Raw genomic sequence first — 16,617 nt, forward strand, 5'->3', positions numbered from 1 at the left:
ATGCGTCGGCATCACACGTCATCACGCGAGTCGAAGGTCATGCAGTGCTGCGACGCAGCAACTCGGCTGGACGTGCTCGTTCGGAAAGAAGGGAACACAGTGGCGGATCGCCTGATAGTGCGAGGTGCGCGGGAGCACAATCTGCGAGGAGTCGACATAGACCTGCCTCGGGATGCGCTGATCGTGTTCACGGGTCTGTCCGGATCGGGCAAATCCTCTCTCGCCTTCGACACGATCTTCGCCGAAGGGCAGCGTCGCTACGTGGAGTCGCTGTCCGCATACGCGCGGCAGTTCCTCGGACAGATGGACAAGCCGGACGTCGACTTCATCGAGGGCCTGTCGCCTGCGGTCTCCATCGATCAGAAGTCGACCAACCGCAACCCGCGTTCGACGGTGGGCACCATCACCGAGGTCTACGACTACCTCCGTCTGTTGTACGCGCGTGCGGGAACGGCTCACTGCCCCGTGTGTGGCGAACAGATCGCGAAGCAGACTCCCCAGCAGATCGTCGATCAGGTGCTGGACATGGAGGAGGGCCTGAAGTTCCAGGTGCTCGCCCCGGTGGTGCGCACCCGCAAGGGCGAGTTCGTCGACCTGTTCGATTCGCTGAACACTCAGGGCTACTCACGTGTTCGCGTCGACGGCGTCGTGCATCAGCTCACGAGCCCGCCGGTGCTCAAGAAGCAGGAAAAGCACGACATCGAAGTCGTCGTCGACCGCCTGACCGTCAAGTCGAGCTCGAAGCAGCGTCTGACCGACTCGGTGGAAACCGCCCTGCGATTGGCCGACGGCATCGTGGTCCTCGATTTCGTCGATCGTGACGAGAACGCATCGGACCGTGAGCGCCGGTTCTCCGAGAAGCTCGCGTGCCCCAACGGTCACCCGTTGTCCATCGACGATCTCGAACCGCGGTCGTTCTCCTTCAACTCGCCGTACGGTGCGTGCCCGGATTGCGTCGGCCTCGGCGTGCGCAAGGAGGTCGACCCGGAACTGGTCGTTCCCGACGGTGATCTCAGCCTCGCGGACGGTGCCATCGCACCGTGGTCGATGGGCCAGACGTCGGAGTACTTCGGCCGCCTGCTGTCCGGGCTCGCCGACGCCATGGGGTTCGATCTGAACGCGCCGTGGAACAAGTTGCCCGCCAAGGTCAAGCGTGCCGTCCTCGAGGGCAGCGACCACCAGGTGCACGTGAAGTACAAGAACCGCTACGGCCGCACGCGGTCGTACTACGCCGAGTTCGAGGGTGTGATGCCGTTCCTGCACCGTCGGTTGGAGCAGACCGAGTCCGAGCAGATGAAGGAACGGTACGACGGCTACATGCGCGACGTGCCGTGTCCCACCTGCAACGGTGCCAGGCTGCGGCCCGAAATCCTGTCGGTGACGATCTCCGCGGGCGACTTCGGGCCGAAGTCGATCGCCGAGGTGTGCGAGTTGTCGATCGCCGACACCGCAGATTTCCTGAACAGCCTCACCTTGGGTCGCCGCGAGGAGGCAATCGCAGGTCAGGTTCTCAAGGAGGTGCAAGCTCGTCTCGGTTTCCTGCTGGACGTCGGTCTGGAGTATCTGTCACTGGCCAGGACCGCCGGCTCGCTGTCCGGTGGCGAGGCCCAGCGCATTCGACTCGCGACCCAGATCGGATCGGGACTCGTCGGCGTTCTCTACGTCCTCGACGAGCCGTCGATCGGACTGCATCAGCGTGACAACCGCCGGCTCATCGACACGCTGACCCGGCTGCGTGACCTCGGGAACACGTTGATCGTCGTCGAGCACGACGAGGACACCATCCGCACCTCGGATTGGATAGTCGACATCGGTCCGTTGGCGGGTGAGCACGGCGGACGCGTCGTGCACAGCGGTTCGTACGAGGACCTGCTGACCAACGACGAATCGCTGACCGGTGCGTACCTGTCCGGGCGGATGGAGATCCCGCTGCCCGACACCCGCCGGGTCGTGGACAAGAAGCGTCAGGTCACCGTGGTCGGAGCCCGCGAACACAACCTCCGCGGCATAGACGTCAGCTTTCCGCTCGGCGTACTGACCTCGGTCACAGGGGTGTCGGGTTCGGGCAAGTCCACCCTCGTCAACGACATCCTCGCGACGGTGATGGCGAACAAGCTCAACGGTGCCCGTCAGGTTCCAGGGAGGCACACGCGCATCAACGGCCTCGATCAGCTCGACAAGCTCGTGCGGGTGGATCAGTCGCCGATCGGACGCACGCCACGCTCGAACGCCGCAACGTACACCGGGGTGTTCGACAAGATCCGCACGCTGTTCGCGGCGACCACCGAGGCCAAGGTGCGCGGCTACCAGCCCGGCCGATTCTCGTTCAACGTCAAGGGCGGCCGGTGCGAGGCGTGCTCGGGAGACGGCACACTCAAGATCGAGATGAACTTCCTGCCGGACGTCTACGTTCCGTGCGAGGTATGTGAGGGTGCGCGGTACAACCGCGAGACACTCGAGGTGCATTACAAGGGCAAGACCATCGCCGAGGTCCTGGACATGCCGATCGAGGAGGCTGCCGACTTCTTCGAGGCGATCACCTCGATTCACCGCTACCTCAAGACGCTCGTCGAGGTCGGTCTCGGGTATGTCCGCCTCGGCCAACCGGCAACGACGTTGTCCGGCGGCGAGGCTCAACGCGTCAAACTGGCCGCGGAACTGCAGAAGCGCTCGACCGGCCGCACGGTCTACATTCTCGACGAACCGACCACCGGCCTGCACTTCGAGGACATCCGCAAGCTGCTCGGCGTCGTGAACGGCCTGGTGGACAAGGGCAACACGGTGATCGTGATCGAGCACAATCTGGACGTCATCAAGGTCTCGGACTGGGTCATCGACATGGGCCCCGAGGGTGGTTCCGGAGGCGGAATGGTTGTGGCGCAAGGTGATCCGGAGGCCGTGGCGGCCGTTTCCGAGAGCTACACCGGCAAATTCCTACAGGAGGCGCTCACCCGCGAGTCGGTGGTCGCTCCTCCGGTGAAGGCGGCTCCGAAGAAGCGCAGGCCTCGCAAGGTCGCCGCCGTCCGATGAGCGGCGAAGCCCGATAGAGGCAGCCGCTGGATTCACACCCCGGCAACGACGAAGCCGCATCCGGTGCTCACCGGATGCGGCTTCGTGCTTCTGCCGACTTGGCCGGCGTTCTGCTCAGTGCACCGGGCCGGTGTACTTCTCGCCCGGGCCCTTTCCCGGCTCGTCCGGGTGGGCCGATGCTTCCCGGAATGCGCGCTGCAGTGCCTGCAATCCGTCGCGAATGGGCCCGGCATGGGGGCCGAGGTATTCCACCGATGCGGTGACCAGGCCGGCCAGTGCGGTGATGACGCGTCGTGCCTCGTCGAGGTCCAGGTAGGGGCTCTCCGCAGGATCCGGCTCGGAGAGTCCCAGCTTCTCGGCCGCAGAACTCATCAGCATCACCGCAGCGCGGCTGATCACCTCCACAGCAGGGACCTCGGCGAGTTCACGGACTTCGGGCTCGGCACCCAGGGGATCGGCACCTGCGGCATCGTCGGGATTGGGGGAGCTGGTCATGCCTACGAGAATCCCACGCCTCCCGCTGGGGAGAGCATCGGGTATCCGCAGAGAAGGGGCCGACACCGCTCGATTGTTCGATTCGGGAATCTGCTGGTAGTGTGACTCGACGACCGTCTTCGGCGTGCGCTCCTCGATGGAGTTCACCGCACGGAGGCAGCAAGTGGAGCCCGACTCCCACCGGCACGTAGCCTTCAACAAGTTACTTCCGGTCCGGTCGCACGACGGATCCTCACAGGTTTCCTGCGTGCTTCCTCCCAGTGAGGAGACTGTACGACGACAGTTGTCGTGCTGGTCGACCGGTCGACATCGGGCCCTGCTATCGGATCACACCGAGAGCAGGGTTTTTTCGTTGCAGTGGTACGCATCGCTGCAGGGAATGTCGAGGATCGACGGCGACGGGCTGTGCCAGTGGCAGGCGGTCGGGTTACACACCACACCGCACTACCTAGGAGGCCCCATCAGCACTGAGACCCGCATCAACGATCGCATCCGAGTTCCCGAGGTCCGGCTTGTCGGACCGGGCGGTGAACAGGTGGGGATCGTGCGTGTTGAAGATGCACTCCGCTTGGCTCTCGAAGCCGACCTCGATCTTGTAGAAGTAGCTCCCGACGCACGTCCGCCGGTCTGCAAGATCATGGACTACGGGAAGTTCAAGTACGAGGCTGCGCAGAAGGCGCGCGAATCGCGCAAGAACCAGACGCTCACCGTCATCAAGGAGCAGAAGCTCCGTCCCAAGATCGACGCGCACGACTACGAGACGAAGAAGCGCAACGTCGTTCGCTTCCTCGAAGCCGGCTCGAAGGTCAAGGTCACCATCATGTTCCGTGGCCGCGAGCAGTCGCGTCCCGAACTCGGCTTCCGGCTGCTGCAGCGCCTGGGCGCGGACGTCGCGGAGCTCGGCTTCGTGGAGACCTCGGCCAAGCAGGACGGCCGCAACATGACGATGGTGCTGGCACCGCACAAGGGTGCCAAGACTCGCGTCAAGGCACAGGAGAGCGCAGCGGCTCCGCCCGCCCAGCGCGCACCGGCCCCCGCGCCGGAACAGCCCGCCGACGCAGCCCCGGCTGCCGAGGCACCGGCCGCAGCAGCTCCGGCTACTCCGGCGCAGACCAACTGAGCCTCGCGCTCTACCAGTAAGACAGCCCTACACCTGCTTCGGTGCACAGCTTTTCCGTGGCGATGTACGGCTGTGCCATGCAACACCGAAGAGCTATCAGAAGAAGAGGATTTCATGCCCAAGCAGAAGACCCACAGTGGTGCCAAGAAGCGATTCAAGGTGTCCGGCAGCGGCAAGATCCTGCGCCAGAAGGCCGGCCGTCGCCACCTGCTCGAGCACAAGCCCACCAAGGTGACTCGTCGCCTCGATGGTGTTGCCGTCGTCAAGAAGCCCGACGTACCGCGGATCAAGCGCCTGCTCGGCATCTGATCTGGACCGGCCGCCGACCGATAGCGGTCGGCTTCATCCCATTACCATTCGGGGTTTCACAAGCCCCCAGATCGACAGGATTTACCAGTGGCACGCGTAAAAAGGGCCGTCAACGCCCAGAAGAAGCGCCGTTCGATTCTCGAAGCGTCCAAGGGCTACCGCGGACAGCGCTCACGTCTGTACACCAAGGCCAAGGAGCAGCAGCTCCACTCGCTGACCTACGCCTACCGGGACCGCCGCGCGCGCAAGGGTGACTTCCGCAAGCTGTGGATCACGCGTATCAACGCTGCAGCTCGGGCCAACGACATCACGTACAACCGCTTCGTCCAGGGCCTCAAGGCCGCGGGCGTCGAGGTCGATCGCAAGATCCTCGCCGAGCTCGCCGTGTCGGATGCTGCGGCGTTCGCAAGCCTGGTCGCCATCGCCAAGGCTGCACTGCCTGCCGACGTCAACGCTCCGGCCGGAGAAGCAGCCTGAGCGAGTCGACGTACGACGACTCAACACCGAAACGGCCCGTGGATTCGCTGACCGAGCGAACTCCGCGGGTCGTTTCGGCCGTCAAGCTCGCTCGAGCCGCGGAACGCAAGAAGACCGGGCTGTTTCTCGCCGAAGGCTTCAATGCGGTGTCCGAGGCGGCGCAGTCCCGGTTGATTCGTGAGCTCTTCTACACCGCCGATGCCCGCGAGCGCCACCACGACCTCATCGCGTCCGTCGAGGCCGGTGGCGCACGAGTTCATCCGATCACCGACCGTGCTGCGAAGGCGCTGTCCGACACCGTCACCCCGCAGGGCCTGATCGCGGTCACCGAGTTGGTCGACGTCCCGATCGACCGCGCGTTGGCCGGAACACCGCGGCTGGTGGCCGTACCGGTGGAGATGGCCGAGCCGGGCAATGCCGGGACGGTCATTCGCGTCGCCGACGCAGCCGGAGCGGATTCGGTCGTTCTGTTGGGCGACTCGGTTGATCCCCACAACGGCAAATGCGTCCGCGCATCGGCCGGCAGCGTGTTCCATCTCCCCATCGCTCGGGAGCGGTCGATCGAGTCCGGAATCGATGCGTTGCGCGGAGCGGGTCTGACCATCGTCGCCACGGCCGCCGACGGTGAAATGGACTTGGACGACGCCGATGAGCTCCTTGCGCAACCGACCGCGTGGTTGTTCGGCAACGAGGCGCACGGGCTGCCCGAGTTCGTGACGCGCAATGCCGATCACCGCATTCGAATCCCGATCCACGGCCGTGCCGAGAGCCTCAACCTGGCCACCGCCGCGGCGATCTGCCTGTACGCGAGTGCCCGAGTGCAGCGACGCTCCGAAACTTCGTGAGCGCGTCTCGCCTAGGATCGATACCTGTCTGCTCCGCGCAGGAGTGAAGCCTGCGCAACGACCCTTCGTGGCAGACACCGACTATTACTCGAGGAGTGCAGCTGTCGTGGCGAAGAAAGATGTCGGAACCGAGCCGGTGGATCCGAGCGTTCTCGAGGAGTCCGCGCTCGGATCCGCAGTGGACTCGGCCGAGCAGGCGTTCGCCGACGCGTCGGATCTCGATGCTCTGACCAAGGTCAAGATCGATCATGTGGGCGGCAAGGCACCGTTGGCACTGGCACAGCGTGCACTCGGGGCGATCCCGGGGGACCAGAAGGCGGACGCGGGCAAACGCGTCAAGGCAGCGCGTGACCGAGTGCAGAAGGCCTTCGACGAGCGCCGCGCCGTGCTGTCGGCCGAGCGTGATGCCGCCATCCTGGTCGCGGAAACCATCGACGTCACACTGCCGACCGACCGAGCTCCCGTCGGTGCCAGGCACCCCATCACGATCATTTCCGAACAGGTAGCCGACGTCTTCGTCGCAATGGGCTGGGAAGTCGAAGAAGGCCCCGAAGTCGAGACCGAGCACTTCAATTTCGATGCGCTCAACTTCCTGCCCGACCACCCGGCACGCACGATGCAGGACACGTTTCACATCGCACCGGAAGGTTCGCGGCAGGTACTGCGCACCCACACCTCACCGGTGCAGGTCCGGTCGATGCTCTCGCGCGAGGTTCCGATCTACGTCGTGTGCCCGGGACGGACGTTTCGCACGGATGAACTCGATACGACGCACACTCCGGTCTTCCACCAGGTCGAGGGTCTTGCCATCGACAAGGGCCTGACGATGGCGCACCTGCGCGGCACACTCGATGCGTTCGCCAAGGCGTTGTTCGGCAACGACACCCGTACTCGCATGCGACCCAACTACTTCCCGTTCACCGAGCCGTCGGCCGAGGTCGACGTGTGGTTCCCGAAGAAGAAGGGCGGGGCCGGTTGGGTCGAGTGGGGTGGCTGCGGAATGGTCAACCCGAAGGTGTTGCAGGCCAGCGGCATCGACCCCGAGGTCTACACCGGATTCGCGTTCGGAATGGGTCTCGAGCGGACGCTGCAGTTCCGCAACGACATCCCGGACATGCGTGACATCGTCGAGGGCGACATCAGGTTCACGTTGCCCTTCGGTGTTCAGGCCTGACGGAAGTTTCTCACCCGCCCCACTTCTTCACGGATACAAGAAAGAGCTGAGCACACGTGCGAGTCCCACAATCCTGGCTGACCGAGGTCCTGCACGCGGGGACTCCCGACTGGGCCGTCTCGCCCGAGGAGCTCGATGCCGGTTTCGTGCGGGTCGGGTTCGAGGTCGAGGAACTCGACTCGCTGGACAACGTGACCGGCCCACTGGTGGTGGGTCGGGTGAGTTCGATCGAGGAGCTGACCGAGTTCAAGAAGCCGATTCGCTTCTGCCTGGTGGACGTCGGCGGTGCCGAGCCGCAGGAAATCGTGTGCGGTGCCAGGAACTTCGCCGAGGGTGACCTGATCGTGGCGGCTCTGCCGGGCAGCGTTCTGCCCGGGGGATTCGCCATCGCGTCGCGCAAGACCTACGGCCGCAACTCCAACGGCATGATCTGCTCGACGCTCGAACTGGGGTTGGGTAAGGATCACTCCGGAATCCTGGTGCTGCCCGAGGGCACGGCCGCTCCTGGCGACGACGCCAAAGCTGTTCTCGGCCTACATGACTCGGTCATCGAGCTCAACGTGACCCCCGATCGCGGGTACGCCTTCTCGGTCCGTGGTCTCGCCCGTGAGCTGGCCTGCAGTTTCGATCTCCCCTTCGTGGATCCGGCGCGGACGGTTCCCACCGAGGTCACCGGTGACGCGTGGCCGGTCACCGTCGAACCGAACTCGGGCGCATCGCGATTCGCGCTGCGCAAGATCGTCGGCATCGATCCGACCGCGACCACGCCTTGGTGGATGCAGCGTCGACTTCTGCTGGCCGGTGTGCGCCCGATCTCGGCTGCCGTCGATGTCACCAACTACGTGCTGCACGAGCTCGGGCAGCCGCTGCACGCGTTCGATGCGTCCAAGCTCGACGGCGACCTCGTCGTCCGCCGCGCGAATGCGGGGGAGAAGCTGACCACCCTGGACGGCGTCGAGCGGGCTCTCGATCCCGAGGATATCGTCATCGCCGACGGATCGGGAGCGATCTCGTTGGCGGGCGTCATGGGCGGCGCGTCCACCGAAGTCGACGATTCGACCACCGAGGTCGTGCTCGAAGCGGCGTCGTTCGATCCGCTCGCGGTGTTCCGCACCGGTCGTCGTCACAAACTCTCCAGCGAGGCCAGCAAGCGTTTCGAGCGGACCGTGGATTCGGCACTGCCGGTGGCGGCGCTCGATCGGGCCGCGCAGTTGCTGGTCGAGATCGCCGGTGGCCGGATCGAGCCCGTGTTGACCGATATCGGCGAGGCCGCCCAGTACCCCACGATCACGATGGACTTCGACCTCCCTGATCGAATCGCCGGAGTGCAGTACCCGAACGGCACCGCTGCCCGTCGGTTGACGCAGATCGGCTGCGGGGTCGAGGTGTCGGTCGACGACGGCGGACACGGCCAGCTCATCGTCACCCCGCCGTCCTGGCGACCGGATCTGGTGCAGCGCGCCGATCTGGTGGAAGAGGTGTTGCGCCTCGAAGGGCTCGAACAGATCCCGTCGGTACTGCCGTCGGCCCCGGGCGGTCGTGGCCTCACCGCCGAACAGAAGCGCAGGCGCGCCGTCGGCAAGGCACTCGCGTTCTCCGGGTACGTCGAGGTGCTGCCTCCGGTGTTCTTGCCCAGGGGTGTGTTCGACACGTGGGGACTCGACGCGGACGATCCGCGGCGCGCGACCACCTCGGTGCTCAATCCGCTCGAGGCCGATCGTCCCGAGCTCGCGACCACAGTGCTTCCGGGTTTGCTCGAGATGTTGAGCAGGAACATCGCCCGCGGTCAGCGAGACGTCTCGCTGTTCGGCATTGCTCAGGTGGTGCTTCGACACGACGCCACCGCTGCGGTGGACGCGTTGCCGGTCGATCGTCGTCCGACCGACGACCAGATCGCCATGCTTCGCGGTTCGTTGCCGGCGCAGCCGGTGCATGTGGGCATGGTGCTCACCGGGCAGCGTGAATTGTCGGGTCCCTGGGGTCCCGGTCGCGCGGCCGAGGCCGCCGATGCCTTCGCAGCGGTGCGTACCGTTGCCGAGGCGTCCGGGGTGCACGTCGATCTTCGCGCAGCACAGCATCTTCCGTGGCATCCGGGTCGGTGCGCGGAGGTCTTGCTTGACGGCGAGGTCGTCGGGTACGCGGGCGAGTTGCATCCGGCGGTGCTGGAGCGGGCGGGCTTGCCGCCGCGCACGTGTGCCGCCGAGTTGAGTCTGAGCGCTCTTCCCGTCGTCGAATCGCTCCCTGCCCCCGAGGTGTCGCCGTATCCGGCGGTGTTGCAGGACGTGGCCGTGGTGGTCGACGCGTCCGTACCTGCGGCGTCGGTGCAAGCTGCACTCACGATCGGCGGTGGCGACCTGCTCGAGTCGATTCGTTTGTTCGACGTCTACGAGGGCGAACAGGTCGGTGAGGGTCGTAAGTCCCTGGCGTTCGCGTTGCGATTCCGCGGAGCCGACGGCACCTTGACCGAGGATCAGGCGACGGCTGCCCGCGATGCGGCGGTCGAAGCGGCATCGAAGGCCGTCGGAGCGCAGTTGCGCAGTTGACTCAGCGCAGTTGCGCAGTTGACTCAGCGCAGTTGCGCAGTCGACTCGGCGCCACTGCGCAGTTGGATCCGTGCACGCCCGGGCTCGGGTGTCCGTAGCGTGGAGTCACGAGTGGCCACGGGTGACGGGAGCAGCGCATGAGTGAATTCGGGACAGACGGTACGGCGACGGATGTGCAGGTGATCGAGCAGATCCTCGCTGCAGTGTCAGGTCGTCCGCGGTTGGCCCCGGTGGCGGCTGCCGCGGCGGCTCTGGCGGCCGAGCTGGGTACTGCAGATCCGGAGCCGGTCACCCCCGATCGTGGAGCCCCACCCGGAACGGTTCCCGATGTCGACGTCCCGCAGGTGACCAAGCCGCGGATCGACCAGCCGCTCGGTGATCCACCGCCGGGGGCTCCGCTCGGTGGCACGGTACCGGGAATCATCGACGCGGAATTGGTCGAGGACCTGCCCGGCGGTACCGGATACGGTTCCGGTGCGGTGAGCGCACCGATCGGTGACTTCACCGATTCGGGGGTGCCGACGTGGGACGGTGTGCGAGGCAGGGTCGAACAGCGCGCGGGCACAGCCGTCGGCGCAGAGGAGTTGGACCGTGAGTCGAGGGCGGGCCGTGACCTCGACGAGCAGTGGAACGAACGGCAGGAAGCGGGCCGCAGGAAGCTCGACGAGATCCGCAAGTCCATGGGTGGACGCTGACACACCGGACCCGTTCATGAATGAGCTTGCATGATGCTGCATAATAAACCGCATGATTACTTCGGAGGCGACGCCGCGGCGCGTCGCGGTCGCGGGTGCCAGCGGATACGCCGGCGGTGAGATTCTCAGGCTGCTGCTCGGGCACCCGGGAGTGCGCGACGGTTCGTTGATCATCGGCTCTCTGACTGCGGGCGGCAATGCGGGCGCGACGCTGGGTGAATTCCATCCCCACCTGTTGCCACTGGCAGATCGCGTTCTCGGTCCCACCACTGTCGACGAACTCGCCGGGCACGATGTCGTGTTCCTCGGCCTCCCACACGGCAAGTCCGCCGAGCTCGCCTTGCAGCTGCCCGATTCCGTGCTGATCATCGATTGCGGTGCCGACTTTCGCCTCACCGACGGTGCGGCTTGGGAGAAGTACTACAAGAGTCCTCACGCGGGCAGTTGGCCGTACGGCCTGCCGGAGCTGCCGGGCGGCCGCGAGCGGCTCGTCGGTGCCACCCGCATCGCCGTTCCCGGGTGCTACCCGACGGTGTCGTCTCTCGCGCTCGCGCCCGCGGTCGCCGCAGGCATCATCGAGCCTCGCGTCAATATCGTCGCCGTGAGCGGTACCTCGGGTGCCGGTCGCGCTCCCAAGGCCGATCTTCTGGGTTCGGAGGTGATGGGTTCGGTTCGGGCGTACGCGGTTGCCGGCGCGCATCGCCACACTCCCGAGATCGTGCAGAACCTCTCGGCCGTCGCCGGTAGCGCTGTTGCGGTGTCCTTCACGCCGGTTCTCGCCCCGATGCCGCGCGGGATCCTCGCCACCTGTACCGCGGTCACCACCGCCACGCAGGCACAGGCCGTAGAGGTGTACGAAAAGGCATACGCCGCAGAGCCGTTCGTGCACGTGCTGCCGGCCGGCCGGCTTCCGCAGACCGGTTCTGTCATCGGATCGAACGCCGTGCAGATGAGCGTGTCGGTCGATGCAGACGCCGGCTTGCTCGTCGTGATCGCGGCCATCGACAATCTGGCCAAGGGCACGGCGGGAGCAGCAGTCCAATCCATGAATCTCGCACTGGGAATCACCGAGACCGAGGGTCTCTCTACCGTAGGAGTAGCGCCATGAGCAGCGTCGGGAGCCAGGCGGAGGCCGTCGGCACGGTTGCGGGCAAGCTCGTGCGCACACAGGGTGTCACCGCTCCCGCGGGTTTCCGTGCCGCCGGTATTCCGGCCGGTATCAAGGCAAGTGGCAAGTCCGATCTGGCCCTGGTGTTCAACGAGGGTCCCGACTTCGCGGCAGCGGGTGTGTTCACCCGCAACAAGGTCAAGGCAGCGCCGGTGTTGTGGTCTCGGCAGGTGCTGTCCACCGGTCGACTGCGTGCGGTGATCCTCAACTCCGGTGGTGCCAACGCCTGCACGGGTGCGCCCGGGTTCCAGGACGCGCACCGCACGGCCGAGGAAGTGGCGTCGGCACTGAGCAATTGGGGTTCCGAGACCGGCGCTGTCGAGGTTGCCGTCTGCTCGACGGGTCTCATCGGTGACCGGCTCCCGATGGACAAGCTGCTGCCCGGCGTGACCGAGGTCGTGCACGAACTCGCAGGTGGCATTTCCGGTGGTACCGATGCGGCGTACGCGATCATGACCACCGACACCGTGCCCAAGCAGGCGGCTGTTCATCATGCCGACAAATGGAACGTCGGCGGCATGGCCAAGGGGGCAGGCATGCTGGCGCCGTCGTTGGCCACGATGCTCAGTGTCATCACCACCGATGCCGTTGCCACCGCAGACCAGCTCGACAAGGCGCTGCGCGCGGCGACCCGGTTGTCCTACGACCGGCTCGACGTCGACGGCGCATCGTCGACCAACGACACGGTGCTGCTGCTCTCCTCCGGGGCCAGTGGAGTGGCACCGTCACAGGAAGAACTCGACGCCGCGGTCCTGGCGGTGTGCGACGACCTGGCCGATCAGATGATGGCCGACGCCGAGGGCGTGACCAAGCGAGTGCGGATCACCGTGTCGGGCGCGGTGTCCGAGGACGAAGCCCTGATCGGTGCACGCACGGTCGCCAGGGACTCTCTGACCAAGACGGCACTGTTCGGTTCCGATCCCAACTGGGGCCGCGTTCTCGCGGCAATCGGAATCGCCCCGATCGAGCTCGACCCGGATCGAATTGCCGTGTCCTTCAACGGCAGTCCGGTGTGCATCGACGGCGTGGGAGCGCCGGGCGCTCGCGAGGTCGACCTGTCCGGTGTCGACATCGAGGTGACCATCGATCTGGGTCTGGGCGCGGGGTCGGCCACCATCCGAACGACCGATCTCTCGCACGCGTACGTCGAAGAGAACTCGGCGTACTCGTCATGACTTCCGCCGCACTGGATTTGACGGCCGCGCAGAAGGCGTTCACCCTCGCCGAGGCACTGCCGTGGCTGCAGCGATTCTCGGGCAAGATCGTCGTGGTGAAGTACGGCGGAAACGCCATGATCGACGACGATCTGAAGCGGGCGTTCGCGGCCGACATGGTGTTTCTGCGCACCGTCGGAATTCATCCGGTCGTCGTGCACGGCGGAGGGCCGCAGATCTCGGCCATGCTGACCAGACTCGGCCTGGCAGGTGAATTTCGCGGCGGATTCCGCGTCACCACGCCCGAGGTCATGGACGTTGCGCGGATGGTGCTGTTCGGACAGGTCGGGCGCGAGCTCGTCGGCCTGATCAACGGTCACGGTCCGTATGCCGTGGGGATCTCCGGTGAGGATGCGCACCTGTTCACCGCGACGCGTCGTACCGTGCTGGTCGACGGCATCGACACCGACATCGGCCTCGTCGGCGACGTCACGTCGGTGAACCCCGCTGCGGTGTTCGATCTCATTGCAGCAGGGCGCATTCCGGTGGTGTCCACCATCGCTCCCGACCGCGACGGCGTCGTGCACAACATCAACGCCGACACTGCGGCCGCGGCGCTGGCCAGTGCCATCGGTGCCGAGAAGATGGTGGTGCTCACCGATGTCGAAGGCCTGTACACCGATTGGCCCGATCGCAGCTCGTTGACCTCCGAGATCGACGCGTCCGCGCTCGAGGCGTTGCTGCCCTCGCTCGACGCCGGGATGGTGCCGAAGATGGAAGCGTGTCTGCGTGCGGTTCGAGCGGGTGTGCCGTCGGCGCATGTCATCGACGGTCGCGTCGAACATTCCGTGCTGGTGGAGCTGTTCTCCGGTGAGGGGATCGGCACCATGGTCACCCCCGATCATTCTTCTACGTCAGGAGTCATGCCATGACCGGCACCGAGTCCACCCTCGATCTGCAACAGCGGTGGTCGAATTCGTTGATGGACAACTACGGTGTTCCCCGTGTGGCGCTCGTGCGCGGCGAGGGTGCGGTGGTGACGGACGCCGACGGAAAACAGTACCTGGATCTGCTCGCTGGTATCGCCGTGAACATCCTCGGACATGCCCATCCGGCGGTGATCGAGGCGGTCACCGCTCAGCTGTCCACCCTCGGACACACCTCGAATCTCTATGCGACAGAACCCGGTATCGCGTTGGCCGAGCAGTTGCTCGCGCACCTCGGTGCCGGGGCCACCGGTCGGGTGTTCCTGTGCAATTCGGGAACCGAGGCCAACGAGGCGGCCTTCAAGATCGCTCGCCTGACCGGTCGCCCCAACATCGTGGCAGCCGAGAAGTCCTTCCACGGACGGACGATGGGTGCTCTCGCACTGACCGGTCAGCCGGACAAGCGGATCCCGTTCGAACCGATGCCTGCAGGCGTGCAGCATGTTCCGTACGGCGATGTGGCAGCTCTGGAAGCTGTGGTCGATTCCGATACTGCCGCAGTGTTTCTCGAACCGATCATGGGCGAGGGCGGTGTGGTGGTTCCGCCCGAGGGATACCTCCTCGCCGCGCGTGAGATCACCGCGAAGCACGGTGCACTGTTGGTCCTCGACGAGGTGCAGACCGGTATCGGCCGTACGGGATGGTTCTACGCCCACCAGTCGGTCGGCATCGTGCCCGACGTGATCACACTCGCAAAGGGTCTGGGCGGTGGCCTGCCCATCGGAGCCTGCATCGGCATCGGAGCGGCGGGGGAGTTGCTGCATCCGGGCAAGCACGGCACCACGTTCGGTGGTAACCCCGTATGCGCGGCGGCGGCTCTGGCCGTCCTGCGCACCGTTGCCGACGAGGATCTGATCTCGCACGCGGACAGCATCGGCAAGACGATCGCGCACTCCATCGAGAGTCTCGATCACCCTTTGGTGAGCCATGTTCGGGGTTCGGGGCTACTCCTCGGCGTGGTCCTCACCGCCGCCGTCGCACCGGCGGCCGAAGCGGCCGCGCGCGAGGCGGGCTTCCTCCTCAATGCGGCACAGCCCGACGTGCTCCGGCTCGCACCACCGTTGATCATCACCGAAGAGCAAGCCGCGTCGTTCGTGACGGCGTTACCGGCCATTCTCGACGCAGCACAGGAGGCTCATCAGCCATGACCGTTCAGCACTTCCTCCGGGACGACGACATCACGCCGCAGCAGCAGGGTGAAATCCTCGCTCTGGCAGCAGAGCTCAAGCGTGCACCGTTCTCGAAGCGTCCTCTCGAAGGCCCCAAGGGGATCGGTGTCATCTTCGAGAAGAACTCGACGCGTACTCGCTTCTCGTTCGAGATGGGCATCGCTCAGTTGGGTGGCCATGCCGTCGTCGTGACAGGTCGCGACACACAGCTCGGTCGTGAGGAGACTCTGCAGGACACCGGCCGAGTTCTCTCGCGCTACGTCGAGGCGGTCGTGTGGCGCACGTTCGGACAGAAGCGGCTCGAGCAGATGGCCACCGGCGCAACCATTCCGATCGTCAACGCCCTCTCCAACGAGTTCCACCCCTGCCAGGTTCTGGCGGATCTGCAGACCCTGATCGAGCACAAGGGAAATCTGCAGGGCCGCACCTTGTCCTACTCCGGTGACGGTGCCAACAACATGGCGCACTCGCTGCTGATCGGCGGTGTCACGGCCGGGCTGAACGTGCGGATCGCCGCGCCCAAGGATTTCGCGCCGCTCGGCTACGTACTCGACGCGGCGCAGGCGCGCGCCGAGGAAACCGGGGCCACCATCACCATCACCGAGGACCCGGTCGAGGCAGCCACCGGTGCCGACGCGCTCGTCACCGACACCTGGACGTCGATGGGCCAGGAGAACGACGGTCTCGATCGCGTCGCCCCGTTCCGGCCCTATCGAATCGACTCCGATCTGCTCTCGAAGGCCCAGTCGGATGCCGTTGTGCTGCACTGCCTGCCCGCACATCGCGGCGAGGAGATCACCGACGAGGTGCTCGACGGTCCGCAGAGCGTCGTCTGGGACGAGGCCGAGAATCGCCTGCACGCGCAGAAGGCTCTGTTGGTGTGGCTTCTCGAACAGGCCAGTCGACCATGAGCGAGGACGTCACTGCGGTGCCGTTGACGGCGTCGACCCGCGCGGGCAGGCAGGCGCGGATCATCGCGTTGCTGGCCACGCATCAGGTACGTAGTCAACCGCAGCTGGCGTCGTTGCTCGCCGCCGAGGGAATCGACACCACTCAGGCGACGCTCTCGCGGGACCTGGAGGAACTGGGTGCGGTGAAGCTGCGCGCACCCGACGGTGGAGTGGGGGTGTACGTCGTGCCCGAGGACGGCAGCCCGGTTCGCGGAGTGTCCGGAGGCACCGATCGGCTCCTGAAGTTGCTGGGTGAGTTGTTGGTGTCCACCGATCACAGCGGAAACCAGGCCGTGCTCCGAACACCACCCGGCGCGGCGCACTACCTGGCCAGCGCTCTCGATCGCGCTGCGATGCCCGAGATCGTCGGGACCATCGCCGGTGACGACACGATTCTGTTGATCGCCCGCGAGCCACATACCGGTGGCGAGGTCGCGGACAAGATCGAAAAGCTTGCTCGACGCGGTAACTGAGATCCGGTTACCCATCATGCGCAACAAGA

At 65.7% G+C, this 16,617-nt stretch carries 15 protein-coding genes; 14 read left to right on the top strand and 1 reads right to left on the bottom strand.

Annotated elements, in window-relative coordinates; translation table 11 throughout:
* Positions 1 to 99 precede the first annotated feature (99 nt).
* Positions 100 to 3,030 carry an excinuclease ABC subunit UvrA gene (gene uvrA, locus NY08_RS03960; RefSeq protein WP_045199677.1) on the top strand — a complete coding sequence of 977 codons (2,931 nt, stop codon included), beginning with the start codon at positions 100 to 102 and terminating at the stop codon, positions 3,028 to 3,030.
* A 114-nt stretch (positions 3,031 to 3,144) separates the two neighbouring features.
* Here the strand turns inward: uvrA and NY08_RS03965 are convergent, their stop codons facing one another.
* Positions 3,145 to 3,525, bottom strand: a complete 381-nt coding sequence (locus tag NY08_RS03965) for a DUF1844 domain-containing protein (RefSeq protein ID WP_045199679.1) — start codon at positions 3,523 to 3,525, stop codon at positions 3,145 to 3,147.
* 379 nt (positions 3,526 to 3,904) lie between these two features.
* Between NY08_RS03965 and infC the strand changes: the two genes are divergently transcribed.
* The 13 genes from infC (at position 3,905) to NY08_RS04030 (ending at position 16,588) form a co-directional block, all read left to right on the top strand.
* Positions 3,905 to 4,645 carry a translation initiation factor IF-3 gene (infC, locus tag NY08_RS03970; protein ID WP_045199680.1) on the top strand — a complete coding sequence of 247 codons (741 nt, stop codon included), beginning with the start codon at positions 3,905 to 3,907 and terminating at the stop codon, positions 4,643 to 4,645.
* Between the two features lie 114 nt (positions 4,646 to 4,759).
* A complete protein-coding gene (gene rpmI / locus NY08_RS03975; RefSeq protein ID WP_032394297.1) occupies positions 4,760 to 4,954 on the top strand; it encodes a 50S ribosomal protein L35 in 195 nt (64 codons plus the stop codon).
* 87 nt (positions 4,955 to 5,041) lie between these two features.
* Positions 5,042 to 5,431, top strand: a complete 390-nt coding sequence (rplT, locus tag NY08_RS03980; RefSeq protein WP_032378959.1) for a 50S ribosomal protein L20 — start codon at positions 5,042 to 5,044, stop codon at positions 5,429 to 5,431.
* A 38-nt stretch (positions 5,432 to 5,469) separates the two neighbouring features.
* On the top strand, positions 5,470 to 6,276 hold the full coding sequence (locus NY08_RS03985) for a TrmH family RNA methyltransferase (protein ID WP_045195003.1): 807 nt from the start codon (positions 5,470 to 5,472) through the stop codon (positions 6,274 to 6,276).
* A 106-nt stretch (positions 6,277 to 6,382) separates the two neighbouring features.
* Positions 6,383 to 7,450 carry a phenylalanine--tRNA ligase subunit alpha gene (pheS, locus tag NY08_RS03990; RefSeq protein ID WP_045199682.1) on the top strand — a complete coding sequence of 356 codons (1,068 nt, stop codon included), beginning with the start codon at positions 6,383 to 6,385 and terminating at the stop codon, positions 7,448 to 7,450.
* A 56-nt stretch (positions 7,451 to 7,506) separates the two neighbouring features.
* On the top strand, positions 7,507 to 9,993 hold the full coding sequence (gene pheT, locus NY08_RS03995) for a phenylalanine--tRNA ligase subunit beta (RefSeq protein ID WP_045195005.1): 2,487 nt from the start codon (positions 7,507 to 7,509) through the stop codon (positions 9,991 to 9,993).
* A gap of 137 nt (positions 9,994 to 10,130) precedes the next feature.
* Positions 10,131 to 10,688 (top strand): hypothetical protein, encoded by a 558-nt coding sequence (locus NY08_RS04000; RefSeq protein ID WP_045195007.1) that lies wholly within the window; start codon positions 10,131 to 10,133, stop codon positions 10,686 to 10,688.
* Between the two features lie 52 nt (positions 10,689 to 10,740).
* The gene (gene argC / locus NY08_RS04005; RefSeq protein ID WP_032394293.1) at positions 10,741 to 11,796 is read left to right on the top strand and encodes an N-acetyl-gamma-glutamyl-phosphate reductase; all 1,056 of its coding nucleotides are present in this window, start codon (positions 10,741 to 10,743) and stop codon (positions 11,794 to 11,796) included.
* Positions 11,793 to 13,031 (top strand): bifunctional glutamate N-acetyltransferase/amino-acid acetyltransferase ArgJ, encoded by a 1,239-nt coding sequence (gene argJ / locus NY08_RS04010; protein WP_045195009.1) that lies wholly within the window; start codon positions 11,793 to 11,795, stop codon positions 13,029 to 13,031. Before argC ends, argJ begins: the two co-directional genes overlap by 4 nt.
* Positions 13,028 to 13,942: an acetylglutamate kinase gene (argB, locus tag NY08_RS04015; protein WP_045195010.1), complete on the top strand. Its 915-nt coding sequence runs from the start codon at positions 13,028 to 13,030 to the stop codon at positions 13,940 to 13,942. Before argJ ends, argB begins: the two co-directional genes overlap by 4 nt.
* Positions 13,939 to 15,144 (top strand): acetylornithine transaminase, encoded by a 1,206-nt coding sequence (locus NY08_RS04020; RefSeq protein ID WP_032394290.1) that lies wholly within the window; start codon positions 13,939 to 13,941, stop codon positions 15,142 to 15,144. The genes argB and NY08_RS04020 overlap by 4 nt, the downstream gene beginning before the upstream one ends.
* A complete protein-coding gene (gene argF / locus NY08_RS04025; RefSeq protein ID WP_045195012.1) occupies positions 15,141 to 16,076 on the top strand; it encodes an ornithine carbamoyltransferase in 936 nt (311 codons plus the stop codon). The genes NY08_RS04020 and argF overlap by 4 nt, the downstream gene beginning before the upstream one ends.
* Complete coding sequence (locus NY08_RS04030) at positions 16,073 to 16,588, top strand: arginine repressor (RefSeq protein ID WP_037192611.1); 516 nt, start codon at positions 16,073 to 16,075, stop codon at positions 16,586 to 16,588. Before argF ends, NY08_RS04030 begins: the two co-directional genes overlap by 4 nt.
* Positions 16,589 to 16,617: the final 29 nt, after the last annotated feature.

Origin of the sequence: Rhodococcus sp. B7740, assembly GCF_000954115.1 — a bacterium.
Lineage (GTDB): Bacteria > Actinomycetota > Actinomycetes > Mycobacteriales > Mycobacteriaceae > Rhodococcoides.

Coding starts and splice junctions, on each gene's coding strand:
- NY08_RS03965 (WP_045199679.1), bottom strand. CDS start 3,525: ATGACCAGCTCCCCCAATCCCGACGATGCCGCAGGTGCCGATCCCCTG.
- infC (WP_045199680.1), top strand. CDS start 3,905: ATGTCGAGGATCGACGGCGACGGGCTGTGCCAGTGGCAGGCGGTCGGG.
- rpmI (WP_032394297.1), top strand. CDS start 4,760: ATGCCCAAGCAGAAGACCCACAGTGGTGCCAAGAAGCGATTCAAGGTG.
- NY08_RS04000 (WP_045195007.1), top strand. CDS start 10,131: ATGAGTGAATTCGGGACAGACGGTACGGCGACGGATGTGCAGGTGATC.
- argC (WP_032394293.1), top strand. CDS start 10,741: ATGATTACTTCGGAGGCGACGCCGCGGCGCGTCGCGGTCGCGGGTGCC.
- argJ (WP_045195009.1), top strand. CDS start 11,793: ATGAGCAGCGTCGGGAGCCAGGCGGAGGCCGTCGGCACGGTTGCGGGC.
- argB (WP_045195010.1), top strand. CDS start 13,028: ATGACTTCCGCCGCACTGGATTTGACGGCCGCGCAGAAGGCGTTCACC.
- NY08_RS04020 (WP_032394290.1), top strand. CDS start 13,939: ATGACCGGCACCGAGTCCACCCTCGATCTGCAACAGCGGTGGTCGAAT.
- argF (WP_045195012.1), top strand. CDS start 15,141: ATGACCGTTCAGCACTTCCTCCGGGACGACGACATCACGCCGCAGCAG.
- NY08_RS04030 (WP_037192611.1), top strand. CDS start 16,073: ATGAGCGAGGACGTCACTGCGGTGCCGTTGACGGCGTCGACCCGCGCG.